21 protein-coding genes are annotated in these 23,883 nt (G+C 71.0%); 9 read left to right on the top strand and 12 right to left on the bottom strand.

Annotated elements, in window-relative coordinates; translation table 11 throughout:
* The first annotated feature begins 130 nt into the window (after positions 1–130).
* On the top strand, positions 131–1,069 hold the full coding sequence (locus tag ACFYUV_RS37690) for an EamA family transporter (protein WP_387677571.1): 939 nt from the start codon (positions 131–133) through the stop codon (positions 1,067–1,069).
* Here the strand turns inward: ACFYUV_RS37690 and hisC are convergent.
* The 7 genes from hisC to ACFYUV_RS37655 form a co-directional block, all read right to left on the bottom strand.
* Positions 1,066–2,124, bottom strand: coding sequence for a histidinol-phosphate transaminase (gene hisC, locus ACFYUV_RS37685; protein WP_358290644.1), 1,059 nt, complete (start codon positions 2,122–2,124; stop codon positions 1,066–1,068). The genes ACFYUV_RS37690 and hisC overlap by 4 nt on opposite strands.
* Before the next feature lie 62 nt (positions 2,125–2,186).
* Complete coding sequence (locus ACFYUV_RS37680; protein ID WP_387677568.1) at positions 2,187–2,684, bottom strand: GNAT family N-acetyltransferase; 498 nt, start codon at positions 2,682–2,684, stop codon at positions 2,187–2,189.
* Positions 2,681–3,337 (bottom strand): NUDIX domain-containing protein, encoded by a 657-nt coding sequence (locus ACFYUV_RS37675; RefSeq protein WP_387677565.1) that lies wholly within the window; start codon positions 3,335–3,337, stop codon positions 2,681–2,683. Before ACFYUV_RS37675 ends, ACFYUV_RS37680 begins: the two co-directional genes overlap by 4 nt.
* A gap of 31 nt (positions 3,338–3,368) precedes the next feature.
* Positions 3,369–5,168, bottom strand: coding sequence for a DUF4434 domain-containing protein (locus ACFYUV_RS37670; protein ID WP_358290652.1), 1,800 nt, complete (start codon positions 5,166–5,168; stop codon positions 3,369–3,371).
* Positions 5,169–5,211: 43 nt separating this feature from the next.
* Positions 5,212–6,300 (bottom strand): glycosyltransferase, encoded by a 1,089-nt coding sequence (locus ACFYUV_RS37665; RefSeq protein WP_358290655.1) that lies wholly within the window; start codon positions 6,298–6,300, stop codon positions 5,212–5,214.
* Between the two features lie 19 nt (positions 6,301–6,319).
* Complete coding sequence (locus ACFYUV_RS37660; RefSeq protein WP_352357573.1) at positions 6,320–7,582, bottom strand: nucleotide sugar dehydrogenase; 1,263 nt, start codon at positions 7,580–7,582, stop codon at positions 6,320–6,322.
* A 115-nt stretch (positions 7,583–7,697) separates the two neighbouring features.
* On the bottom strand, positions 7,698–9,251 hold the full coding sequence (locus tag ACFYUV_RS37655; RefSeq protein ID WP_387677560.1) for a glycosyltransferase family 4 protein: 1,554 nt from the start codon (positions 9,249–9,251) through the stop codon (positions 7,698–7,700).
* Positions 9,252–9,427: 176 nt separating this feature from the next.
* On the opposite strand from ACFYUV_RS37655, the gene wecB reads away from it, so the two are divergent.
* Complete coding sequence (wecB, locus tag ACFYUV_RS37650; protein WP_358290661.1) at positions 9,428–10,558, top strand: non-hydrolyzing UDP-N-acetylglucosamine 2-epimerase; 1,131 nt, start codon at positions 9,428–9,430, stop codon at positions 10,556–10,558.
* A gap of 54 nt (positions 10,559–10,612) precedes the next feature.
* Complete coding sequence (locus ACFYUV_RS37645) at positions 10,613–12,649, top strand: glycosyltransferase (protein ID WP_387677556.1); 2,037 nt, start codon at positions 10,613–10,615, stop codon at positions 12,647–12,649.
* A gap of 3 nt (positions 12,650–12,652) precedes the next feature.
* Here the strand turns inward: ACFYUV_RS37645 and ACFYUV_RS37640 are convergent, their stop codons facing one another.
* From ACFYUV_RS37640 to ACFYUV_RS37630, 3 genes are all read right to left on the bottom strand, one after another.
* Positions 12,653–13,300, bottom strand: a complete 648-nt coding sequence (locus ACFYUV_RS37640; RefSeq protein WP_387677553.1) for a hypothetical protein — start codon at positions 13,298–13,300, stop codon at positions 12,653–12,655.
* A 107-nt stretch (positions 13,301–13,407) separates the two neighbouring features.
* A complete protein-coding gene (locus tag ACFYUV_RS37635) occupies positions 13,408–14,931 on the bottom strand; it encodes an SPFH domain-containing protein (RefSeq protein WP_387677550.1) in 1,524 nt (507 codons plus the stop codon).
* Between the two features lie 10 nt (positions 14,932–14,941).
* Complete coding sequence (locus ACFYUV_RS37630) at positions 14,942–15,166, bottom strand: hypothetical protein (protein ID WP_364327704.1); 225 nt, start codon at positions 15,164–15,166, stop codon at positions 14,942–14,944.
* A gap of 182 nt (positions 15,167–15,348) precedes the next feature.
* On the opposite strand from ACFYUV_RS37630, the gene ACFYUV_RS37625 reads away from it, so the two are divergent.
* The 6 genes from ACFYUV_RS37625 to ACFYUV_RS37600 all read left to right on the top strand — a co-directional run bounded on the left by ACFYUV_RS37625 (position 15,349) and on the right by ACFYUV_RS37600 (position 21,183).
* Complete coding sequence (locus tag ACFYUV_RS37625; protein ID WP_387677547.1) at positions 15,349–16,737, top strand: hypothetical protein; 1,389 nt, start codon at positions 15,349–15,351, stop codon at positions 16,735–16,737.
* On the top strand, positions 16,734–17,591 hold the full coding sequence (locus ACFYUV_RS37620; protein ID WP_387677545.1) for a PrsW family intramembrane metalloprotease: 858 nt from the start codon (positions 16,734–16,736) through the stop codon (positions 17,589–17,591). Before ACFYUV_RS37625 ends, ACFYUV_RS37620 begins: the two co-directional genes overlap by 4 nt.
* A gap of 164 nt (positions 17,592–17,755) precedes the next feature.
* A complete protein-coding gene (locus tag ACFYUV_RS37615; protein ID WP_387677543.1) occupies positions 17,756–19,867 on the top strand; it encodes a nitrate- and nitrite sensing domain-containing protein in 2,112 nt (703 codons plus the stop codon).
* Entirely contained in the window at positions 19,864–20,271 is a 408-nt protein-coding gene (locus ACFYUV_RS37610) for a roadblock/LC7 domain-containing protein (protein ID WP_352318060.1), read from the top strand. Before ACFYUV_RS37615 ends, ACFYUV_RS37610 begins: the two co-directional genes overlap by 4 nt.
* The gene (locus ACFYUV_RS37605; protein ID WP_352357593.1) at positions 20,268–20,630 is read left to right on the top strand and encodes a DUF742 domain-containing protein; all 363 of its coding nucleotides are present in this window, start codon (positions 20,268–20,270) and stop codon (positions 20,628–20,630) included. The genes ACFYUV_RS37610 and ACFYUV_RS37605 overlap by 4 nt, the downstream gene beginning before the upstream one ends.
* Positions 20,611–21,183, top strand: coding sequence for an ATP/GTP-binding protein (locus ACFYUV_RS37600; RefSeq protein ID WP_352318064.1), 573 nt, complete (start codon positions 20,611–20,613; stop codon positions 21,181–21,183). The genes ACFYUV_RS37605 and ACFYUV_RS37600 overlap by 20 nt, the downstream gene beginning before the upstream one ends.
* 50 nt (positions 21,184–21,233) lie before the next feature.
* Here the strand turns inward: ACFYUV_RS37600 and ACFYUV_RS37595 are convergent, their stop codons facing one another.
* On the bottom strand, positions 21,234–21,608 hold the full coding sequence (locus tag ACFYUV_RS37595; protein WP_358290686.1) for a DUF742 domain-containing protein: 375 nt from the start codon (positions 21,606–21,608) through the stop codon (positions 21,234–21,236).
* On the bottom strand, positions 21,605–23,839 hold the full coding sequence (locus ACFYUV_RS37590; protein WP_387677538.1) for a nitrate- and nitrite sensing domain-containing protein: 2,235 nt from the start codon (positions 23,837–23,839) through the stop codon (positions 21,605–21,607). Before ACFYUV_RS37590 ends, ACFYUV_RS37595 begins: the two co-directional genes overlap by 4 nt.
* Between the last annotated feature and the right edge of the window lie 44 nt (positions 23,840–23,883).

Here is a 23,883-nt window from a genome sequence, read left to right as displayed (position 1 = left end):
TGACGATCGTCCCAGCCGGCCCGCCCGCTCAACAGTGGCACGAAAGCCGCCTGTCGCTAATATCGTGCCAAATCCCTAAGTCCGATACCCGCAGGTACTTTGTCGTGGTCGCCCGATAAAGTCATGACCCATGAGTGCGAACACCACTGACAGCCGGGCTCCCGTCCTCGTCTGGAGCGCCCTGGCGATCGTGTACGTGGTGTGGGGCTCGACCTACCTCGGCATCAGGATCGCCATCGAGACCATGCCCCCCATGCTGAGCGGCGCGCTGCGATTCGTGACGGCCGCGCTGCTGCTCGGCGGCTTCCTGCTGATCAGGAAGGGCCTGGAGCCGTTCCGGGTGTCGTGGCGGCAGGCCTGCGGGGCCGGGCTGGTCGGCCTGCTCCTGCTGACCAGCGGCAACGGCATGGTCGCCGTGGCCGAGCAGCACATCTCCAGCGGCCTGGCCGCGCTGCTCGTGGCCTCGGTGCCGCTCTGGCTCGTCGTGTTCCGGATCCTGGTCAGGGACCGGCCGGCCGTGCTGACGCTGGCCGGCGTGCTCGTCGGGTTCGCCGGCGTCGCGGCGTTGTCGCTGACCGGCGGCCAGTCGGTGGACACCACCGGGATCGTGGTGATCCTGGTGGCCTCGTTGTCGTGGTCGGTCGGCTCGTTCCTGTCGGCGCGCATCCCCATGCCCGCCAACCCCTTCGCGGCCAGCTCGATCGAGATGCTGGTCGGCGGCGCCGGCCTGGCCGTGACCGGCACGGTGCTCGGCGAACGGCTCGACCTGGCGGCGGTCTCCGGACGTTCCTGGGCGGCGCTGGCCTACCTGGTGCTGGTCGGCTCGCTGGTCGGCTTCACCGCCTACACCTGGCTGCTGGGGAACGCGCCGATCTCGCTGGTCTCCACGTACGCCTACGTGAACCCGGTCGTCGCCGTGCTCCTCGGCGTGCTGGTCGTGAACGAGCACGTGACCCCGCAGATCATCGCCGGCGGGGCGGTGATCCTGGTGGGCGTCGCCCTGGTGGTCTCCACCGAACGACGCGCCAAAGCCAGGACCGCGACCCTCGCGGAAGAGGTCAGCGCCTAACCGCGGAACTCCTTGGCGGCGGCGAGGAAGGCGTCGTTGGCCTCGGGGTCGCCGATGGACACCCGGGCCCCCTCGCCCGCGAACGGCCGTACGGCCACGCCCTCCACCGCGCAGGCGGCGGCGAAGTCGAGGGTGCGCTCGCCGAGCCGCAGCCAGACGAAGTTCGCCTCGGTCGGCGGCACCGTCCAGCCCTGCTCGATCAGCGACTCGCGGACCCGGCCGCGCTCCTTGACCACCCGCTCGACCCGCTCCAGCAGCTCGTCCTCGGCCTTCAGCGAGGCGATGGCGGCGACCTGCGCGAGGTGGTTGACGGCGAACGGGATGATCGTCTTGCGGACGGCCGCCGCCACGGGCTCGTGCCCGATCAGGTAGCCGACCCGCAGGCCCGCCAGCCCGTACGCCTTGGAGAAGGTGCGCAGCACGCAGACGTTCGGCCGGTCGCGGTAGAGCGTCAGGCCGTCGGGGACGTCCTCGTCGCGGACGTACTCGCGGTAGGCCTCGTCCAGCACCACGAGCACGTTCTCCGGCACGCGGTCGAGGAAGGACACCAGGGCGTCGCGGCGGATCGCGGTGCCGGTGGGGTTGTTGGGGTTGCACACGAAGACCATGCGGGTGCGGTCGGTGATCGCCTCGGCCATGGCGTCCAGGTCGTGGTCCTCGCCGGCCAGCGGCACCTGGACGGACGTGACCCCCGACAGGTCCGCCAGCAACGGGTACGCCTCGAACGACCGCCACGCGTAGACGACCTCGACGCCGGGCTCGCCGACCGTCTCGAACAGCTGCTGGGCCACCGTGACCGAGCCCGCGCCCAGCGCGATGTGCTCGAACGGCACGTCGTACCGCTCGGCGATGGCCTCGGTCAGGCCGACGGCGCCGGGGTCGGGATAGCGGTTGATCTGCCGGGCGCCCTCGGCGACGGCCTCGACCACGGAGGGCAGCGGGTCGTAGGGGGATTCGTTCGAGGAGAGCTTGTACGACCGGCCGTCGGCGGAGACCACGGCCTTGCCCGGCTTGTAGGGGGGCATGGTGTCCAGGATGTGGCGGAAACGAGGCATAGAACTACCTTAAAAGGCCACGCCCGATGAAGCATCCGCCAGCCCCCGCACGTCGAGAGGGCTCACGGCCGGACGCGTTCCCAGCGCGTCTCGCCGTCGTGCACGAGGTCGGTGGGGTGGAGGCCGGCGTGGGCGGCGACCGCGGCGGAGGCCGCGTGGCCGGGGTGGATGTGGGCGACGACCGTGCCGATGTCGTGGGCGTCGCACCAGGAGACCAGGGCGCCGGCGGCCTCGGCGGCCAGGCCGCGGCCCTGCCAGGGCACCCCGACCACCCAGGCGATCTCGGCCGTGCCCGCCTCGACGGTCGCCTGCACGTAGCCGGTCAGCCGGCCGTCGGCACGCAGGCGGAGCACCCAGTTGCGCCACCCGGGCGGGCCCGCGGCCAGGCGTTCGTAGCGGGCGCGCAGCTCCTGCTCGGTGGCGGGGGCGCCGCCGACGAACTCGTGCAGGCGCGGGTCGGCGAGCACCGCCGCCATCTCCGCGGCGTGCTCGACCCGCAGGGGCACGAGCGACAGGCGAGGGGTCTCGATGACGTCGATGAGGTCGTTCGGGATGGTCACTCCTGGAGCATGGGCGGGTGGAGGAGTTCGGCGGGGCCGCGGCGGAAGAGCTTGGCGGGGCGGCCGCCGTCTCTGGTGGTGGTGGCGCCCGTCTCCACCAGGAAGCCCTCCGCCTTGGTGACCTTCCGATGGAAGTTGCGGGGATCGAGAGGACGCCCCCAGACGATCTCGTACACCCGGCGCAGGTCCGCGACGGTGAACTCCGGCGGGCAGAAGGCCGCCCCCAGGGACGTGTACTCCAGCTTGGCGCGGGCGCGGTCGACGCCGTCGAGCATGATGCGGCGGTGGTCGAAGGCCATGACGGACAGCGCCTCGACCGGCTGCCAGCTCATGTGCGCCTTCTCCGAGGCCGGCAGGTCGGGGGCCAGGCCCAGGTAGGCGACGCTCAGCACGCGCTGGCGCGGGTCGCGGTCGGGGTATCCGTACGTCTGGAGCTGCTCCAGGTGCACCGGGGCGCCCGGGAGCCCGGCCCGCTCGGCCAGGATGCGGTGGGCGGCGGCCGGCAGGTCCTCGTCGAGCTGGATGAAGCCGCCCGGCAGCGACCAGCGGCGCATGAACGGCGGGTTGTCGCGCCGCCACACCAGGGCGCTGAGCGCATGGTTGCGCACGGTGAGCACGACCAGGTCGACGCTGACCGGGATGCTCGGGACCATGGACGGCACGTTACACGGAGTCCCGTCTGCCCTATGCGGATATGCGTACGTGGAGGGGCGTCGTGGCCTCCTTGCCGGACGCCCCCTTGATCCCTATCTTGACCCATTCCCCGGGCGGCACCTGGGTCCAGTCGAACGGCACCCAGGCCGTCGCCATCCGGGCCGGGTGCTCGTCCAGCGGGTCCTTGTCCAGCCAGCCGACGGCCGCGACCACCAGTTCCTTGGTGCCGCCGGACCATTCGACGAGCACGGTGCTGCCGTCCAGGTTGTAGCCGCGCACCTCGACGCCGTCCTGGGGGTCGCGGGGCCGCCTGATGGCGTCCACGGCGATCGGGCGCTGCCAGTCGCCGGCGATCTCGTCCTGGAGCGAGGGGTCGCCGCAGGTCATGAAGTCGCTCCACATGTAGGAGACGATCTTCTGGACGTACCGGCCGGCCATCGTGACGGCCTGGTCGAGGCGCTTCTTGTCCGTCTGGCCGCGGGTGCCTTGCGGTGCGCACGGCTGCTTGCCGGACGGCTCGAACGCCTCCACGTTCGCCCACAGCTCCACCTCGTGACCGGCCTGGAGCATCTCGTCGCGGGCCTTGGCCATCTCCCGGTAGTAGTCGCGGGTCGAGCCGTGGTACGCGGTGCCGTACGTGGCCTCGCCGACCACCGGACGCAGCCGGTCGTCCACCTCGGTGTCGCGCTCGTCCGGCCAGAACAGGCCGACCTTGCCGGTCCCCCGGCTGTCCTGCGGGGCGATGATGCCGACGCCGGTCCGGGCCAGCGCCTTGAACGCCTCGGCCACCTGCGCCGGCGTCTGGCCGAAGCCGACCCGCTTGCGCGCGTCCAGGTACGGGCTGATCAGGATCGGCTTGCCCAGCTCCTGCTCCACGATCCGGTGCTGGTCGGCGTACACCTCAAGGGTGGGGTTGGTGGCCAGCGTGGCCCCCATCTGAACCTCGAACGGCTGGTAGACGCCACCCAGGGCCTGCCGGTCGGCGAAGCGCACGCCGTAGTCCTGGAGAATGCGCCGGGTCAGTGTGGTGAGGGTGCCGATGTGCCGCTTGTTCGCCCTGGTCGGCGTCTCGGAGTCGCGCGGGGCGAGCGGCAGCGCGGGGAAGACCCGCATGCTGAACTGGTCGGCCAGGTCGAGCAGCTCGGCCAGGCTGTCCTTGGCCGAGCCGGCCACCAGGATCAGGTCGTACGACGTGGCCTTCTTGGTGAAGTCGCAGGTGGCGTCGTCGGAGCCGTCCGGAGGGGCGACCATGCGGTAGTAGATGCGGTCGCCGGCCTTGACGGCGTGTTCCATCTTGGGGCAGCGGAACAGGTCGCCGCCGAACGCCTCGTCGGTGCGGTAGACGTACGTGCGCCCGATCCGGTTGCCGGGGTTGGCCTTGCGCAGGTCCCGTTCGGCCGCGTCGTGGCAGCTCAGGCCGTCCTCTTCGCACGCCTTGTACAGCGGGTCGAGCGTCCCGTCCTTCGCCAGCACCTCGCCGGTGTCGTCGGAGACGCTGCGGAACTGCAGGCCGTACCCGATCCTGATGATCGTGTCGCCGCCGGCGCGGTGGATCTCCTGGAGCTGGTGACGCCAGGTGCACGGGTTCGACTTCGGCGTGATCCAGTAGCCGGTGACGGCGTAGAAGTTCTTGGTCGTGGTGTCGAACGTGCCGCAGGGGTCGGTGAACTCCTTGACCTTCGGCGGCGGCGGCGTCGATACGGTCCTGGACGGCTTCGGCGTGCTCGACGAGGACGCGACCGGCCGCTCGGACGACGACGGGAAGAGGATGATCACCACCGCGACCACGGCCAGGACGGCTGCGCCCACGAGCAGGAAGAGCCATCGCACGTTCAGGAACCTACCGCTCTCGTGATCTGCCGGAGATAAACCGCTATCGCGTGATCCCGGCCCATGCCTCAAGCTGGGTCACGAACCGCTTGGCCGAGTTCGGCCAGTGGTGGTTCGCGCGGGCCGCGGCGTACCCGCGAGCGCCCTGCGCCCGCCGCTCGCGCACGTCGTCCCGCAGCGTCAGCACCGCCTGCGCGACGGCCTTCGGGTCCTCCCAGGGCACGACGACGCCGCTGTCGTACCGCTCCACCAGCTCGACCGCGCGCGGCGACGGCGTCGTGATGACCGGGATGCCGTGCGCCATGTACTCCACGATCTTGGTGGGCATCGAGTGCCGGTAGTTGGGCTCGTCGTGCAGCAGCGACAGCCCGGCCAGCGCCCCGTCGAGCCGCTTGAGCGCCTCGTCGTTGGGCATGAAGTCACGCCACTCCAGCAGGCCGTCGGCGACGGCCTGGTTGAGCATCGGACGGCTCTGCGGATCGGCGTACCCGATCAGCTCCACCGTCACCCGGTACGGCTGCAGCAGCTTGGCCACCTCGACGGCCTCGAACACGCCGCGCGCCCGCGACAACCACCCGAGGTAGACCACCCGGTCGTCGCCCGGAGGCGTCACCGAGTCCGGTACCCAGGTCTCGTTCGGCACGATCAGATGGGCGTGCTTGAACCGGCCCGCGTAGGCGGTCTCGGCCAGCAGCAGGTGCATGTGCCGCTCGGCCGTGCCCTCCAGCATGCGGGCGAAGAAGCGCACCGGAGGGCGCAGGAACGAGGGCAGCCACGGCTTGAGCGACAACGTCGCCGGGGTGTCCTCGTGCACGTCCCAGACCACCGGCGGCCGGTTGCGCACGCCCCAGACCGCGAACAGCAGCTCCGGGTCGTGGATCAGGACCAGGTCGACCTTGTTCCGCATGCGCTTGAACAGCCGCCGGGCGGCCCAGACGGCCGCCACGCGTTTCCGCTGGGCGGCCCTGGGCAGATCGACGCCGTTGACCCATGGACGCGGTACGACCCCGTGCGCCGAGAAGGAGGCGGCATACGTGACCTCATGACCGGCATCCACGAGGGCACGGATCTGCCGATGCAGAATTCTCGCGTCCTCGGGGTTATGCACCACCGTCATGACGAGCACGTGCACTGCGCGCAGCCCTCCGTCGCTACAGCCGCTCGACGCGTTCACCCTCGGTGAGCACACCGCGGGTGTCCAGCACGAGCTTGGCCTTCGCCTCGACCATGGCCAGATCGAACGCGGCGTGCTGCTGCAGCAGCAGCGTCACGTCGGCGTTGACCACGGCCTCGGTCAGATCCTCTTCCCGTGGCACCGGAGTGCCGTCGACCGACCACTCCTTGACGTACGGATCGGCGAACGAGAGGTCGGCCCCCAGTTCCAGCAGCGCACGCGCCACAGGCAGAGCCGGAGTTTCCCGTTCGTCGGCGATATCCGGTTTGTACGTGACGCCGAGCATAACCACTCGGGCGCCGTTCACGGGCTTCTTGTGTCTGTTCAGCAATCGCTGGACGCGCGCCACCACGTAGGACGGCATGCGCTCGTTGATCTCCTGGGCCAGCTCCACGAACCTGAACGGGTAGCCGAGCTTGCGCACGGTGTAGGACAGGTACGAGGGGTCCACGGGGATGCAGTGACCGCCGACGCCCGGCCCCGGCAGGAACTTCTGGAAGCCGAACGGCTTGGTGGCCGCGGCCTCGATCGACTCCCACAGGTTGATGCCGAGCTCGTCGCAGAAGATCGCCATCTCGTTGACGAGGGCGATGTTGACGTGCCGGTAGGTGTTCTCCAGCAGCTTGGCCATCTCGGCCTCGCGGGTGCCGCTGACCGGCACCACCTGCTCGATGAACTGCTTGTAGAACGCCGTCGCCCGGTCGCGGCAGACCGGCGTGTAGCCGCCCACGACCTTCGGGGTGTTCTTGAGCCCGAACTTCGGGTTGCCCGGGTCGATGCGCTCGGGCGAGAAGGCCAGGTGGAAGTCCACGCCGGCGGCCAGGCCCGACTGCTCCAGCAGCGGGCGGGCCACCTCGTCGGTGGTGCCGGGCCAGGTGGTGGATTCGAGCACGACGAGCGTGCCCTTGCTGAGGTTGCGGGCGACGGCCTTGGTCGCGCCCTCGACCGCGGACAGGTCGGGACGGTGGTCCTCGTCCAGCGGGGTGGGTACGCAGATGACGATCGTGTTGCTTCTGGCCAGCACGGACTCGTCCAGCGTCGCGCTGAATCCGTTCGCCAGCATGTGATCGAGGTCAGCGTCGGTCAGGTCATCGATGTAGGACTGCCCGGCGTTGAGCGCGTCGACCTTCCGGGGGTCGACGTCCACGCCGACGACCCGCAGCCCGGCGGCAACCGCTTCCTTCGCAAGCGGCATACCGACGTAGCCCAGGCCGATGACAGCCAAGTCGATTTCTGTCACAGCAGTGCCTTCGAGAGCCGGAAACAACACTTCATGGTCGCAAAGGTTATCTCAAGTCCACCTAGCTCACGCCTAATGCGACCGAACCCGTCACAACGTACAGGCAACGTGGAGGTCATCTTTCGGCAAGCGATCGGTATAGAGCTTGATAAGTCTCGGCAACGCGGCTCCAGGTCCGCTTCGCGGCGACTTCGGCGCGTCCGGCCTCGCCCATCTCCGCCCGTCTGGCCGGGTCCTCGCGCAGGCCGGCGATCGCCTTGGCCAGCTCGGCCGGGTCGCCGGCTGGCACCAGCAGACCGGCCCCGTCGGAGCCGACGAGCTCGGAGAGCGCGGGCAGATCGCTGAGCACCACCGGCTTGCCGAGCGCCATCGCCTCGACCGGCTTCAGGGGCGTGACGAGCCGGCATACCCGCAGGTCCTCACGCGGGCAGGCGAAGATGTCGATGGCGTCCTGGGCCTGCAGCGCCTCGTCGGGGCCGACCCGGCCGGGCAGGACGGCGTCGCGCAGCCCCAGCTCCTCGACCAGGGCGAGCAGGTTCTCCCGCTCGGCGCCGTCGCCGACGATGAGCACCCGCACCGGCGTGCGGTCGTCGCGCAGCAGCGCGGCGGCGCGCAGCAGGGTCGCGAAGCCCTCGTAGGCCACGATGCTGGACACCGAGCCGACCACGATCTCGCCGGGGGCGATGCCGTACGCGTCACGGAACGAGGCGCCGTCGTAGTGGGCCGACAGCAGGGTGTCGTCGACGGCGTTGGGCGCCAGGTGGATGCGTTCCCTGGGCACGCCGCGCTCGACGATCTCGGTGGCCATCGTCTCGGCCAGCGTGACGACCGCGTCGGCCTCGCGCATGAGGAACGCCTCGCGCTCGCGCTGGAGCACGTGCCGCTGGCTGCCGACCCGGATGGGGTCGCGGGAGGCCCACGTCTCCTCCAGGAAGCCGCGCACCTCGTAGACGAACGGGGTGCCCGTCCGGTCGCGGACGGCGTGCGCGACCGAGCCGTTGCGGTGGTCGGTGGCGGCGTGCAGGACCTGCGGGCGCAGCTGCTCGACCAGCCGGGTGACGCCCTCGGCGCCCTTGACCATGCGGCCGCGCATCTCGAACGGCACCTCGCCGTGCCCGTCGGGCAGCAGGCGGTAGTACGGGATGCCGTCGATCTCCTCCTGCGCGGGCGCGTCGGCGTGCCCCTGGAGCATGGGCCAGCCCCAGCTCGTCACGACGTGCGGGTCGAGCCCGGCCGCCTTCTGGGAGGTGACGATCCGGTGGGTGCGCACGGTGTAACCGGCCTGCGTGTACGGCAGCGCGTTGGTGACCAGGTGCAGCACGCGGCCCTCGACGCGCCCGGCGATGGCGACCTTCGGTCCCGGCGGGATCGGGTCGGGGCTGATGGCGGCCAGCTCACCGCGGTAGTAGGCGGCCCTGCGCTTGACGAAGGGGTATTTGGTGTACGCGTCGAGCACTTCGGCGGCCTGGGAGACCCGGCCGGCGTCCCAGTGGGCCTTCGCCTCGTTCCACGGCGCCTTGATCATGCGCATGCCGAGCTTGCGGACCATGCGCCGGGCCCCGCGGGCGGCCGGCCAGGCCACGCTGCCGACGATCGGGCGCAGCTTGGGCGGGAGCGCGTCGGCGGCGGCCTGCGCCACGCGGACGGGGTCGGATTTGACCTTGGTCACGACGACGCGGGAAACGATGACGGGGTGCTGGACGAAGCCTTTGAGAAGTCCCCCGACGCCGGCCCGGGCGGACTTCGCGGAAACCTTGGAGGAGTCTTGACGACTGGCGTCGGATGCCACGCTGGGACCGTACCATAGGCAGCGTTTTTTCCCTTCCGCTATGAAAGGCGAGGTCAATGAGGGAGAACCCCCTGGTCCTGCACGTTTTGGGTGCTCGTCCCAATTTCGTGAAAGCGGCCCCGGTGGTGCGTGCACTCGGTGAACTCGGCGTGCGGCAGGGCATCATCCACACCGGTCAGCACTACGACGCGCTGATGTCGGACGTCTTCTTCGCCGATCTCGGCCTGCCCGAGCCGGTGGCCAACCTGGCGGTGGGCTCCGGCACGCACGCCAGGCAGACCGCGGCCCTGCTCGTGGGCCTGGAGGACGTCTTCGTCGCCCAGGAGCCCGACCTCGTCGTGGTCTACGGCGACGTGAACTCGACGCTGGCCGCGATCCTGGTCGCCGCCAAGCTGGGCATCAGGACGGCGCACGTCGAGGCCGGGCTGCGCTCGTTCGACCGGGGCATGCCCGAGGAGGTCAACCGGGTCGTCACCGACGCGCTGGCCGACCTGCTGTTCGTCACCTCGCCCGAGGCGCTCGCCTATCTGGCCTCGGAGGGCGTGCCGCCCGCGAAGGTGCACCTGGTGGGCAACCCGATGATCGACAGCCTGTTCGCCGCGCTGCCCTCGCTGGACCCGGCGCCGGTGGTGGCGCGGCTCGGCCTGCCGGCCCGGTACGCCGTGGCGACCCTGCACCGCCCGGCCAACGTGGACACCGCCGAGGCCGCCAGGGAGCTGGTCGAGGCGGTGCTGGAGGTGTCGCGGCGGACGCCGGTCGTGGTGCCGGTGCACCCGCGCGGCAAGGCTCGGCTGGCCGAGGCCGGTCTGGTGGACGGCGACACGATCAAGGTCATCGAGCCGCTGGGTTATGTGGACTTCCTCTCACTCGTCCGGGGCGCGGCGCTGGTCGTCACCGACTCCGGCGGCGTTCAGGAGGAGACGACCATGCTGGGCGTCCCCTGCCTGACGCTGCGGCCCAACACCGAGCGGCCGATCACGATCACGCACGGCACGAACCGCCTGGTCACGCCCGCGCTGCTGCCCGCCGCGGCGGAGAAGGCGCTGGCCGACGGCGCCGCCACGCCGGCCGGCGAGCTGCCGGTGCTGTGGGACGGCAAGGCCGGTCCGCGCATCGCGACGGTGATCGCGGCGTGGCTGAAGGGCGACAACCTGGCCCCCGCTTCCCAGGCCAAACGCCCCGAATAGCGGCTGAATCCGCCGTACTATGACATACCTCCGCTGAGCGATAGGCGTATCACCATGGCCGAAAACCCTGAGCCCCCCGCGTTCCAGCGACTGGGACCCGTCAACTGGCTGCCCGAGGAGCGCAAGCTCATCGAGCGGTACGAGGCCGAGGTCAGGGAGCTGCGGCGGCGGCTGGAGATCGCCGAGGCCAAGGCCGCGTACGCCGGCTGGAAGCTGGAGGCCACCCAGGCCAAGCGCACGTTCAAGCTGGGCGAGGCCCTGGGCTCGAAGAGCCCGGGGAGGATCGTCGAGGCGGTCAGGTCGAAGGACAAGGCGCCCAAGCCGCCCATGCCGGTCACCGAGGCGGTCGAGCTCGCCAGCCACCGCCCTCCGCTGGTCGAGGTGCCGACGGCGAAGTGGCCGCTCGGCCCGGTCAACCGGCCCGACCTCAAGGTGGCGGTCATCCTGGACGACTTCTCCAGGATGGCCTTCAGGTACGAGTGGGACCAGATCGAGTTCGGCCTCAAGGACTGGCCCGAGATCTTCGCCGAAAAGCGCCCCGACCTGCTGTTCTGCGAGTCCGCCTGGCACGGCAACCAGGGCCGCTGGCGCTACCAGATGACCGGCACGAACGCCCCCAAGGAGCCGCTGCGCGACCTGGTCGCCTGGTGCCGTTCCGAGGGCATCCCCACGGTCTTCTGGAACAAGGAGGACCCGCCGAACTTCGACTTCTTCATCGACACGGCCAAGCTGTTCGACCACGTGTTCACCTGCGACGGCGACATGGTGCCGAAGTACCGCGAGGTGCTCGGCCACGACCGGGTCGATGTGCTGCAGTTCGCCGCCCAGCCGCGGGTGCACAACCCGATCCAGCAGAAGCAGGGCCGGCTGCACGACGTGGTGTTCGCCGGCATGTACTTCCGCGACAAGCACCCCGAGCGGCGCGAGCAGATGGAGGTCGTCCTCGACCCGGTGCGCGAGCTGGGCCTGCACATCTTCGCCCGTAACGGCGAGGTGGACGAGAAGTACGCCTGGCCGGAGAAGTACCGCCCGCACATCGTGGGCGAGCTGCCCTACGACCAGATGCTGGCCGCGTACCGGATGTACAAGGTCTTCCTCAACGTCAACTCGGTGCTCGACTCGCCGACCATGTGCGCCCGCCGCGTCTTCGAGCTGTCGGCGTGCGCGACCCCGGTGGTGTCGGGGTGGTCGCGGGCGATCGAGGAGACGTTCGGCGAGCTGGTGCCGATCGCGCGTGAGCCGGTCGAGTCGTACAACCAGGTGCTGCATCTGATCAACAGCCCCGAGCTGCGGGCCAGGATGGGCCACCTGGCGATGCGGGAGGTCTTCGACAAGCACCTGTTCTCGCACCGGGTGGACCAGATCCTGCAGAACCTCGGCCAGGCGACCACGCCCCGGTCGCGCTCGATCTCGGTCGTGCTGCCGACCAACCGGGCCGCGCAGATCGAGCATGCGATCTCGTCGGTGGCCCGGCAGCTCCACCGGCCGCTGCAGCTCGTCATGGTCCTGCACGGGCTGGACATCGACCCGGTGGTGGTCGCCGACAAGGCGCGGATGGCCGGCATCACGGACGTCGTCGTCCTGCCCGCCGCCCCGGAGCTGACGCTCGGCGCCTGCATGAACCTGGGCATCGCGGCCGCCGAGGGCGACCTGATCGCCAAGATGGACGACGACAACCTCTACGGCGAGCACTACCTGTCGGACCTGGTGCGCGCGTTCGACTACTCCGACGCCGAGCTGGTCGGCAAGGGGGCGCACTACGCGTACTTCGAGGGCAGCAACACCACCATGCTCCGGCTGCCCGGCCTGGAGCACCGGTACTCCTTCCTCGTCCAGGGCGGCACGTTCCTCGGCAAGGCGGACATGTTCCGCTCGTACGGCTTCGCGGACATCACGCGGGGGGAGGACACGCAGCTGGTACGCCGGCTGAAGGAGGACTCCGTCAAGATCTACTCGGCCGACCGGTTCAACTTCGTCTACTGGCGCAGCGCCGACGCCTCGATGCACACCTGGCAGGCCGACCACATCAAGCTGACCCGCAACGCGCAGTTCTCCTTCGTCGGCCGCCCGGACGACCACGTGCTCATCTGAGCCTCAGCGGGTGACGCGGGCCAGGTTCTGGTCGGCCAGGCGGGCGAGCTCGTACAGGCCGGCCGCCTTCACCTTCTCGCCGACGACGAGCATGCTCATGATCAGATGGGCCCGCCTGATCACGACCGACCCGATCTGGGCGCGCTTGTCGCCGCCGGAGGCCGTCGTCAGGTAGGCCCGCGACTCGTCGCCCCTGGCCGGCATGGCCAGCTTGGCGGTGCGGTAGGTCACGTCCGCGCCCTCGACGGTGGCCTTGTACAGGGCGCACTGCGGCGGCAGCGGCGCCGGCATGGACGCCGACGGCATCGACACGACGGCCTGCGTGATCGAGCCGCGCGCGGCGGAGAAGGCGATGACGGCGGCGGGCGCCTTGGCGACCTCCGGCTTGGCCGCGTCGAGCTGGGCGGCCCCTGCGCACTCCGGACGTTCCAGCTTGGCCTGCTGGATGGCGGCCAGCCCCTCCTGGGTGGACTTGAGCGAGCCGAACGCCCCCATCTCCGGCCCGTACGCGATGCGCATGCCCTTGGGCACGGGCAACAGGGCGGCGCGCAGCCGGGCCGCCTCCACCGCCGAGGAGGACGCGGCGGGCTGCGCCGACCCGGCGGCCTGATTGTCGGCCTCGCCGGCGGAACATCCGGCGACGACCATCATGCTCAGACATACCCCCGAAATAGCCTTAAGCACGAATTCTCCCCTTGCTCTAGCGGCTTTTTCGAAAACGCTAGAGGAAGGGCCGAGTAAGGAGCCGAGTAACGTCGCTATTCACGGAATTCGGCAGGTTCGCGAGGAATTTCAGGCTCGCGAGTGGTTTTGGGCTCGCGCGGGACTTCAGGCTCGCGAGAGGTTCTGGGTCCGCGCGGGGCTTCGGGTTCGGCGCCGTTCCGGCTTCCGCCGTCGAGCAGCGCCCTGGCCAGGCCGATCCCGGTGCCGCCGAGCGTGAGCGCCTTGGCCAGCAGCTCCTCCACGCCCTGGGCGCCGTTCAGCACCACCATGTGGTCCACGTTCCCGAACGCCTTCGCGCCCGCCTCGACGACCTCCGGCCAGCGCTCGGCGAGCTGCTGGGCGATGACCGCCTCCTGGTTCTCCTTCAGCGCCTCGGCCCGCGCCCTGATCGCCTCGGCCTCGGCCAGGCCCAGCGCCCTGGCCGCCTGCGCCTCGGCCAGCCCGCGCGCCTGGGCGGCCTGGGCCTCCGCCTCGCCCGCGATCTTGGTGGCCGCACCGGCCGCCTCGCCGCGCAGCCGTACGGACTCGGCCTCGGCGGCGGCGGCCAGCTTGACCTGGCTCGCCTGGGCCCCGGCGCGCAGCTCGGTCTCCTGTGCCTCGGCCTGGGCCTGGGCGATCCGGGCGTCCCGGTCGGCCTGCGCGAGCGTGACGGTCTCGTACGCCTTGGCGTCGGCGGGCTTGCGCACCTGCGACTGGAGCCGCTGCTCGGCGAGCTGGGCCTCCAACTCGGCCGCCCGGGTCTCCTGGACGACGACCTCCTGCCGGGCGGTGGCCTCCGACAGCGGCCCCGCCTGCCGGGTCGTGGCCTGCGCCCGGTCGATCTCGGCCTGGTAGGCGGCCCGCTTGAGCTGCGCGTCGCGCTGGGCGGCGGCCTTGTTGGCCTCGGCGATCTGCTCGGCCTCGGTGGCCTCCTGGTCGCGCTGGGCCTGGGCGATGCGGGCGACGGCGGCGACCCTGGCGGCGTGCGGCTTGCCGAGGTTGGCGATGTAGCCGGTCTCGTCGTCGATCTCCTGGATCTGCAGCGAGTCGACGATCAGCCCGAGCTTGCTCATCTCGTCGGCCGCCGAGGCCCTGGTCTCGCTGGTCAGGCGTTCGCGGTTGAGTATCAGGTCCTCGATGGTGAGGTTGCCGATGATCGAGCGCAGGTGCCCGGTGAACAGCTCGTGGATCGCGCTGGTCATGAAGTCCTGCTGGTCGAGGAAGCGGCGGGCGGCGTTGGCGATCGAGGACAGGTCGTCGCCGACCTTGTAGATGACCACGCCGCGGATGTGCACGGGGATGCCCTGCTGGGTGACGCAGGAGACCTGGAGATTGGCCGCCCTGGTGTCCAGGCGCAGCCGCCGGGCGGCCTGGAAGCCGGGCAGCACGGCCGCGCCCTTGCCCGTGATGATCTTGAAGCCCAGGCTGTCGACGCCCTCGCCCCTGCGGCGCGCCCCCAGACCGGAGATGATCAGCGCCTCGTTGGGCTCGGCGACCCGCCAGACGGCTTTGAACAGCAGAATCACGATGACGACCGCGACGACCGCGGCTCCGGCGACGATGAAGACCTCGGGGGACAACCGGCCCTCCCTAGACGAGTGCTCTGGCCACGTAAACCGTCCGCGGGGGGAAGTAGTCCACCACGACCACGATGGTTGCGAGGCCGAACTCCTCGTCGGGCACGCTGGGGTGGGCGTAGAAGGCCTCCACCCCGCCCCTGACCGGGATCATGACCTCGCCGACGAGCCCTGGGCCGATCTTCCCGGTGACCCTGCCCTGCTTGCCGACCACCGCGCTCCCCCCGCTCGCGTCCATTCCGGACGCTACTCCAAACGGGCATTCGCGGTAATAGGCCACGCAAAATGTTTCTCGAACCGCTGCGCGCCCCTGTGGGGCTTTTGGCCGAAGTGCTGATGATCGCCCTCATGAGCAGGAATCCGCGCGACCTCGGGATGGATGTGCCCATTTCCCGCCGTGACTTGTTCGACGGGATTGCGGTGAGCGCTCTGGGCTGCTCGGCGGCGAAGGCCGTTGTCAACGCCGCGGAACCGGCCGGAGGGCTGCGCGGGGACACCGCGCAGGCGGTCGCGGTGCCGCACGCGCTGCGCGACGGCCGCTTCTGGCGGCACGCGGGCCCGCCCGAGCCCACCGGCGAGAGCTACGACCTCGTGGTCGTGGGCGGCGGTCGCAGCGGTCTCAGCGCGGCGGCGGAGTGGCTGCGCCGGGAGCCGCGGGCCCGCGTGCTCGTGCTGGACAACCGCGACCCCGGCGAGCACGGCGGACCTGCGGGGTTCGGCGCGGGGCCGGCCGTACATGTGATGTGCGACAGGGAGAGCTTCGGCGCCGACACGCTGGTCCCGGCCGGCCGGCCGGAGGAGCTGCCGCTCGCCGCGCGGGCCGTCGACGACCTGCGCATGCTGCGCGACGACCCGCCCGACTGGTTCCCCGGGCTGTCGCAGGAGGACAAGCAGGAGCGCCTGGCCGGGCTGACCTACTCCCGGTTCCTGCTGGAGGTCTGCGGCGCGCATCCCGACGCGGAACGGTTCTGCCGGACGCTGCCGTGCGCCGAACGGGCCTACGACGGCCGGGCGCTCGGGGCGGTGGACGCCTGGGCCGCCGGCTACCCGGGGTTCGGCGGCCTGGGGCTGGACAAGCCCTCGCGGTACGCCTCGGCGGCCGGGCCCGCGACCGGGAGCCCGCCCGGTGCCGCGCGGGCGGTGCTGCGGCCGTCCAGCCCGGTGGTCTCGGTCCGGCACGGGGACGCGTCCGTGGTGGTCGCGTACTTCGACGGGCATCGGGTCAGGACCGTCGGCGCGGAGTCGGTGATCATGGCCTGCTGGAGCGCGGACGTGCCGCACCTGGTGCCCGACCTGCCCGAGCAGCAGCGGCGGGCGTTGGGCCAGGCGGCCCGGCTGCCGGTCCTGGAGGCGAGCGTGCGGCTGCGCGGGGGCCGGGCGCGGATCGGGCGCACCCGCTGGACGGGCGCGTTCTGGTGCCTGACCGAGCCCGCGCCCGAGGGGCTGCGCCTGCTGGCCACGCCGTGCCGGTCGGAGCTCGGGCCCGTCGCGGGGGCGGCGGCGGGCCGGCGGGAGATGATGGCGACGCCGTACGACCGGCTGGCGGACGGCGTGCGCGACCAGGTGGCCCGGCTGCTGGGCCCCCGGGCCGGCGTCGAGGCGGTCACCGTCCACCGCTGGGGGCACGGGCTGCCCGTGGCGTACTGCAGGCCCTGGCACCCCTTCTACCCCGACGGCCCCTTCCCCGCCGATGTCGCCCGCAGGAGGTTCGGCCGCATCGCCATCGCCGGGTCGGACACCGAACCGGCGGCCGGCGGCGACGCGGCCGTGGTGGCCGCGCACCGGGCCGTGCGCGAGCTCACCGCATGAGGCCCTGGCTGCGGGTCTTCCTCGGCGGACTGGTCCTGTGGCTGGCCACGGTCGCCGTCACGGCCTGGACGGCCAACTCCAACCTGGTGCCGACCGTCGTGCTGTTCGGCAGCTTCCTGATCCCGGTGACGTTCGTGGTGTGGGCGCACGGGCGCGACCGCTCGCCGGTGGTCACGGTGGAGCTGCAGTTCCGGGCGTTCGTGGTCGGCGGCGTGCTCGGGGTGCTCGGCGCGTCGCTGCTGGAGAGCTGGCTGATCCGGCCCTCGTTCCTCATGTACGCGCTGGTCGGCCTGATCGAGGAGGGCGTGAAGCTGGCCGCGCTGATGTACGTCACCCGGCACGCGGTCCGCCGCTCGTCCAGGGACGGCGTGGTGCTCGGCGCGACGGTCGGCTTCGGCTTCGCCGCCTTCGAGAGCTCCGGCTACGCCTTCAACGCCCTGTTCACCGCCGACGGCCTGTCGCTGGCGCAGCTCGTCGAGACCGAGATCCTGCGGGGCATCCTGGCGCCGGTGGGCCACGGCCTGTGGACCGCGATACTCGGCGGCGTGCTGTTCGCCGCCCACGGACGCCTCACCGGGCACGTCGTGTGGTGCTACCTCGGCGTCTCACTGCTGCACGCGCTGTGGGACTCGATGAGCGCCATCGCCATCGCGATCACGCTGGTGCTGACCGGGCGGCCGTGGCAGTTCGAGCTGCTGCGGATCGGCCGCGTGCCGCACGTGACCGAAGGGCAGGTGCACGTGTACACGCTGGTGAACTGGGCCGGACTCATCGTGATCTCGCTGGTCGCGCTGGGGTGGCTCTGGCGGGTGCTGCGCGCGGCCCGCCGGGAGACCGAGATCATGCCCCAATAATCACGGTAATCATCCTGTTCCTCCCACTGCGCCGGAACCATAAACGATGCTAGTCTCCTGTGCGATCTTCCGGAGGTGTATTTACACAAGGTGTGGAAATGCCCCCGACTCGAGGTTGGGACATGGGCTCGCGAAACCGGTCAATTCGGTTCAAGATCTTTTTATTGCTGCTGCTACCCCTCCTGTCTCTCAGCGCGCTGTGGGGTTTCGTCCTCAACCTGACCATGGGCGACGCACAGTCACTCCTCCGGGCCGACACGCTCTACGAAACACTCGGCGTCACCTCCACCGACCTGGGCGTTCAGCTCCAGTCCGAACGGGTGCGCTCCGCCGAGGCGCTCACTACCCGTGAACTCACCGAGGTCCTGGGCGCGCAGCGGGCCCGTACGGACAAGGCGGCCGCCGACTTCGCGCACGCCGTCACCGAGGCGGGCGACGCGGTCGGCGACGACCTGCGGACGCCGCTCGACGCCCTGACCGCCCACCTCGACCGGCTCGGCTCCATCCGCGCCGACATCGACGACGGCATCAGCTCCCGCCTGGCCGGCGTGGACGCCTACAACCAGGTGCTCGACGCCGTCTTCGCCCTCTACGACCACCTGATCTCCGTCTCCGACCTGACCGTCTTCCAGCAGGCCACCTCCCTGCACGCCATGGGCAGCGCCCGGGAGTACATCGCCAGGGAGCACGCCCTCATCGTCGGCGCGCTGGTGGACAAGCGGCTGACCGAGCCCGAGCGGGCCGCCTTCACCGAGTACGCGGCCTCCAGGAAGTTCCTGCACGCCCGCGGGCTGGCCGGGCTCGACGTGCCGCTGCGCAGGCCGTTCGAGCAGGTGTTCGCGTCCCAGCCGTTCCTGACCTTCTCCGCGCTGGAGTCCAGGGTCGTCAAGACCGGCTCGCCGCCCGCCGACGCCGAGGCGTGGAAGAGCGCGGTGGACCGGCTCACCACCGAACTGGACCGCGACAGCGCCGCCGCGGCCAAGACGCTGGCCGGCCGGACCTCGCGGGCCGCGACCGGCACGGTCGTCGAGATCGCCGTCGCGGGCGGCCTCGGGTTGATAGCCGTGCTCGCGTCGATCATCATCTCTGTACGCTTCGGTCGCCGCCTGGCGGGCGAGCTGTACGGGCTGCGCACCGCCGCGATCGAGCTGGCGGAGGTGCGCCTGCCCGACGTCGTGGACAGGCTGCGCAAGGGCGAGGACGTTGACGTTCGGAAGGAGGCCAAGGCCATCAGGGTGAGCGGATCGGCGGAGATCACCGACGTGGGCCGGGCCTTCGCGTCCGTGCAGCGCACGGCGGTGACGGCGGCCGTCGGGCAGGCCGCGCTGCGCCGCGGGGTCGGACAGGTCTTCCTCAACCTCGCCAGGCGCAAGCAGGGCCTGCTGCACCGGCAGCTCGGGCTGCTCGACGGCATGCAGCGCCGCACGCACGACCCCGACCGGCTGGAGGAGCTCTTCCGCCTCGACCACCTGACCACCCGCATGCGGCGGCACGCCGAGAGCCTGATGATCCTGTCGGGCGCGCCCCCGGCGCGGGCCTGGCGCAGGCCGGTGCCGGTGATCGACATCGTCCGGGCCGCGGTCGCCGAGGTCGAGGACTACACGAGGGTCAACGTCGAGGCCATGCCGGTCAGCGCGTTCGACGGCGGCTCCGCGGCCGACCTCACGCACCTCGTGGCCGAGCTCATCGAGAACGCCACCATCTATTCACCGCCGGACACCGTCGTCCAGATCCGCGGCGACGTGGTCAGCAACGGCTACGCCATCGAGATCGAGGACAAGGGGCTCGGCCTGTCGGCCGTCGAGTACGCCGCGATCAACAAGCTGCTGTCCGCCCCGCCCGAGTTCGACCTGGCCGACAGCGACCGGCTGGGCCTGTTCGTGGTGGCCAGGCTGGCCGAACGCCACGGCCTCAAGGTCCAGCTCCGCCGCTCGCCCTACGGCGGCACCGCGGCCATCGTGCTCGTGCCGCGCTCGCTGGTCGCCGACCAGGCCGCGCTGGCCTCCGGTGACGACGACGGCCGGCCGGCGGAGCTGCCGAGCCGGACGAAGAAGGCCCTCGCGGTGGTCACCTCGGGCACCCACGCCGGACTGCCCAGGCGCGTGCGCCAGGCGAACCTGGCGCCGCAGCTGAAGGAAGAACCGCCGGAGCCGGAGCCGCAGGCCGAACGCTCTCCCGACGAGGTACGCGATCTGTTCTCCGCGTTCCAGCGGGGAACCCAACGTGCCCGAGAAGAAGCCTCCGAGGAGGAGCCCATGAGCAAGGGGGACGCATGACTGCGCAAACCACCAACACCGGTGAGCTGAACTGGCTGCTCGACGACCTGGCAGGCAGGGTCGCCGCCGTCCGCCAGGCGGTCATCCTTTCCACCGACGGCCTGGCCGTCGGGTACTCCAAGGGATTGACCCGCGAGGACGCCGAGCACCTGTCGGCCGTGGCCGCGGGCTTCCAGAGCCTGGCCCGCGGCACCGGGCGCCATTTCGGCGGCGGCGACGTGCGCCAGACCATCGTGGAGATGGAGAGCGCGTTCCTGTTCGTCACCGCGGCCGGCCAGGGCACCTGCCTGGCCGTGATCGCCGAGGCGAACGTCGACGTCGGGCACATCGCGTACGAGATGGCGATGCTGGTCAAGCGGGTGGGCCAGCACATCACCACCAACCCGCGCGCGGGAACGGCATGACCGACGCCCCCCGCTGGTACGACGAGGAGGCCGGGCCCGTCGTCCGGCCCTTCGCCCTCATCCGAGGCCGGACGCGCTCGTCGGGAGACGCCTTCGACCTCGTCGCGTCCGTGCGCGCGCTCGCCGACCAGGCGGACGACCTCGGGCCGGAACAGCAGCTCATCCTGCGGGCGGCGCGGAGCCCGATCTCGGTGGCCGACCTGGCCGTCGAGCTCGACCTGCCCGTAGGCGTCGTCCGGGTGCTGCTCGGCGACATGCGTGACCACGGCCTCATCTCGGTGACGTCGCCCTCGGCAACGGGGTCGCGTTCGAATGAGCGCATTCTCAAGGAAGTGATCAATGGACTCCGTGCTCTCTGAGGACCCCGTCGCGCTGAAGATCCTCATCGCGGGCGGGTTCGGCGTCGGCAAGACCACCCTGGTCGGGTCGATCAGCGAGATCAAGCCGCTGCGCACGGAAGAGGTGCTCTCCGACCGCGGGATCGGGGTCGACGACCTCGACGGCGTGGAGGCCAAGACCACCACCACCGTGGCGATGGACTTCGGCCGCATCACGATCCGCGACGGACTGGTCGTCTACCTGTTCGGCACCCCCGGCCAGGAACGGTTCTGGTTCATGTGGGACGAGCTGTCCTACGGCGCGCTGGGCGCGGTCGTCATCGCCGACACCCGGCGGCTGACCGACTGCTTCCCGTCGGTGGACTACTTCGAGCAGCGCGGCACGCCGTTCGTGGTGGCCGTCAACTGCTTCGACGGCGCGTCCCAGCACAGCGTGGACGACGTGCGCATCGCGCTCGACCTCGACGACGACGTTCCCGTGATGCTGTGCGACGTGCGGCGCAGGGCCTCGGCCAAGGAAGTGATGATCACTCTGGTCGAGCACTCCCTGCGGACGCTCACCGCCGCCAACTAGGACGCGCGGCCCGCCGTCGCGAACCCGGGCGGGCGCGGCCCGCCGCCGGGCTAGAGCGCGCGCAGCCCGTTGATCACCTCGCGGAGCAGGCTCTCCGTCGGGGTGGCGGTCTTGTCGCGCGGCGGGCGCACGTCGATCAGGTCGTACTCCAGCAGGTCGCCGAGCAGCACCCGGATCACGCCCACGGGCAGCCCGAGCTCCGAGGCGACCTCGGCGACGGGCCTGGAGTGACCGGACAGGCAGCTCATCAGCCGCCGGTGCTGGCCGCTCAGCTCGGCCTTGGCCGGCGCGGGCCGTCCCGTCGAGACGACGGTCGCCAGCAGATCGAGGGCCGGGGACGAGGGCCTGGTGCGCCCCCGCGCCACGGCGTACGGCCGGACGACGGGCCCGGCCTCCTCGTCAACCCACTCGTGCTCGCCGCTCACGCTCGGGAACCCCCATCCTGGTCGCTTTCCTGCCGCCCCCGCTGCCATCCGGACTGGAGTGAGGAGAGCAGCGCCCTGGTCTCCTCAGGAGAACGCTCGTCGGCCACGGGCGCCACGGGCGCCGGCGGCGTCGGCGCGGCCAGGGGCGCCTGCCTGAGCCGCTGCCGCTGCGGCAGGCCCGTCTGCCGGTCGCGGCGGGGCAGGTCCTGCCCCTCGCCCGGCGCCGGCCCCGCGCGCTTGCTCGTGCGCACCCGGCGCGGCAGCTCGCCCGGCCCGGTCGCCTCCCCCGCGTCGACCGGCCGCTCGGACCGGAGGACGGAGACGGACACGGGCTCGAACTCCATCGGCCGCACCGGCGTCGCCATGGGCTCGACCAGCGATCCCGGCACGAGCACGATGGCGGTCGTGCCGCCGTACGGGGACAGCTTCAGCGTCACCTTGATGCCGTGCCGGGCGGCCAGCATGCCGACCACCGCGAACCCCAGCCGCTCGGTCTGCGCGGGGTCGAACTCGGGCGGGCTGGCCAGCCGGTCGTTGATGGACTTGCGGGTCTCCTCGTCCATGCCGAGGCCGCGGTCCTCGATCTCGACCGCGAAGCCCCTGCCGACCATCTCGCCGCGCACCGAGACCTCGTTGGCGGGCGAGGAGAACGACGTCGCGTTCTCGATCAGCTCGGCGAACAGGTGCATGAGGTCGGCCACGGCCGAGCCGGACACGCCGCACTCGGGCATCGGGTAGACCCGGACCCGGGTGTACTCCTCGACCTGGGCGGCGGCGCCGCTCAGCACGTCCTCGACCGGGATGACGCCGCGCCACCTGCGGCCCGCCGTGCCGCCCGAGAGCAGCACCAGGCCCTCGGCGTGGCGGCGCATGCGGGTGGTCAGGTGGTCGAGCCGGAACAGGCGCTCCAGGGCCTCGGGCTCCTCGGTCTGGTGCTGCATCTCGTCCAGCATCCTGAGCTGGCGCTGGAGCAGCGACTGGCTGCGCCTGGCCAGGTTCCGCAGCGCCTCGGACACGCCCTCGCGCAGCCTGGCCTGCTCGACGGCGGCGTCCACGGCGGTGCTCTGCACGCTGTCGAAGGCCGCGGCGAGGTCGGCGACCTCGCTGGTGGCGTTGTCGCCGACCTTGATGGGCGGCGCCTCGGCGTCGATGTCCACCCGCTCGCCGGTACGCAGCTTCGACACCACGTCGGGCAGCCTGACCTCGGCCAGGTCCAGCGCCGTACGGCGGAGGGTGGCCAGCTCCCTGGTGATCCTGCGGCCCACCCGGACGGAGATGAAGATCGAGAAGGCCACCGCGATGAGCCCCAGCGCGCCCGCGATCGCGGCCCTGACCACGATGACCACGCCGGCCGGCTGCATCCGGCCCAGCAGCTTGTCCCCGGTGTCCCAGACGGCCTCGCTGTACTCCTTGAGCACCTGGTCGGCGATGCCGCGCCAGAGGTCCATGTCGGCCGGCTGGCCGGCGACGAAGCTCCGCAGGAGGCTCTCCATGGTGATGTACCTGGAGGAGTAGAACAGCTTCTCGAACGGCGCCCGCAGCTCGGTGTCGAGGTTGGCCAGAGCCTTGGGGAACAGGAACGTGCGGGTGCCGTCGATGCCGGCCAGCAGGTGCACGTCGTGCATCGAGGGGCGGCCGTTGGAGGCGACGACCAGGGCGTTCTCGCGGCTGAGCAGCTCGCGCACCTCGTCGGCCGCGATCAGGCCGTGGGCCTGGAGGGACAGTTCGAGGTCGGTGCTGACGGTCAGCCGGGAGTACAGCAGGTGGACCTCGTCGGAGACCTTGGCGTACTCGGTGACCAGGTTGCCGGGGGTGATCCTGCGCTCGTCGACCTTGCGCCGGACCTCCGGCAGCCGGTCGACGGTGTCCAGGACGACCTGGAACTGCTTCTTCATGTCGTCGGTCATCGCCGACTGGGCGTCCTCCGACAGGGCCTGCTCGCGCAGGGTCTTCCTGGCGGCGTCCACCTTGGCGCGGGCCTTGGTCAGGGCGCCCTGCTCGGTCGCCGTGCCGGCGAGGCGTTCGGCGGAGGCCAGGCGTTCGGTCTGGAGGCTGGAGACCAGGCCGTCGGCGTTGTTGATCACAGTCGACCAGATCGTATCGATCTTGAAGAGGTTCAGCGCCTCACCCGTGGTCGTGCTCGCGGCGAAGCCCCAGAGCGCGATCAGGGAGATCAAGGGGATGACGAGCAGCGTCGAGATCTTGAATCGGATGGATCTGCCCGATGCCATGACACCTGCTCCCGCATAGAAGATCGCGGGAGAGAATAGCATCG

It is taken from the genome of Nonomuraea sp. NPDC003560 (assembly GCF_042878785.1).
In the GTDB taxonomy this organism is placed as follows: Bacteria; Actinomycetota; Actinomycetes; order Streptosporangiales; family Streptosporangiaceae; genus Nonomuraea.
The sequence above is the reverse complement of the archived record's forward strand: the minus strand, read 5'-3'. Positions and strand labels throughout refer to the sequence as shown.

Coding starts and splice junctions, on each gene's coding strand:
- hisC (WP_358290644.1), bottom strand. CDS start 2,124: ATGCCTCGTTTCCGCCACATCCTGGACACCATGCCCCCCTACAAGCCG.
- ACFYUV_RS37690 (WP_387677571.1), top strand. CDS start 131: ATGAGTGCGAACACCACTGACAGCCGGGCTCCCGTCCTCGTCTGGAGC.
- ACFYUV_RS37620 (WP_387677545.1), top strand. CDS start 16,734: ATGAGGCCCTGGCTGCGGGTCTTCCTCGGCGGACTGGTCCTGTGGCTG.
- ACFYUV_RS37610 (WP_352318060.1), top strand. CDS start 19,864: ATGACTGCGCAAACCACCAACACCGGTGAGCTGAACTGGCTGCTCGAC.
- ACFYUV_RS37605 (WP_352357593.1), top strand. CDS start 20,268: ATGACCGACGCCCCCCGCTGGTACGACGAGGAGGCCGGGCCCGTCGTC.
- ACFYUV_RS37630 (WP_364327704.1), bottom strand. CDS start 15,166: ATGGACGCGAGCGGGGGGAGCGCGGTGGTCGGCAAGCAGGGCAGGGTC.
- ACFYUV_RS37640 (WP_387677553.1), bottom strand. CDS start 13,300: ATGATGGTCGTCGCCGGATGTTCCGCCGGCGAGGCCGACAATCAGGCC.
- ACFYUV_RS37645 (WP_387677556.1), top strand. CDS start 10,613: ATGGCCGAAAACCCTGAGCCCCCCGCGTTCCAGCGACTGGGACCCGTC.
- wecB (WP_358290661.1), top strand. CDS start 9,428: ATGAGGGAGAACCCCCTGGTCCTGCACGTTTTGGGTGCTCGTCCCAAT.
- ACFYUV_RS37590 (WP_387677538.1), bottom strand. CDS start 23,839: ATGGCATCGGGCAGATCCATCCGATTCAAGATCTCGACGCTGCTCGTC.
- ACFYUV_RS37675 (WP_387677565.1), bottom strand. CDS start 3,337: ATGGTCCCGAGCATCCCGGTCAGCGTCGACCTGGTCGTGCTCACCGTG.
- ACFYUV_RS37600 (WP_352318064.1), top strand. CDS start 20,611: ATGGACTCCGTGCTCTCTGAGGACCCCGTCGCGCTGAAGATCCTCATC.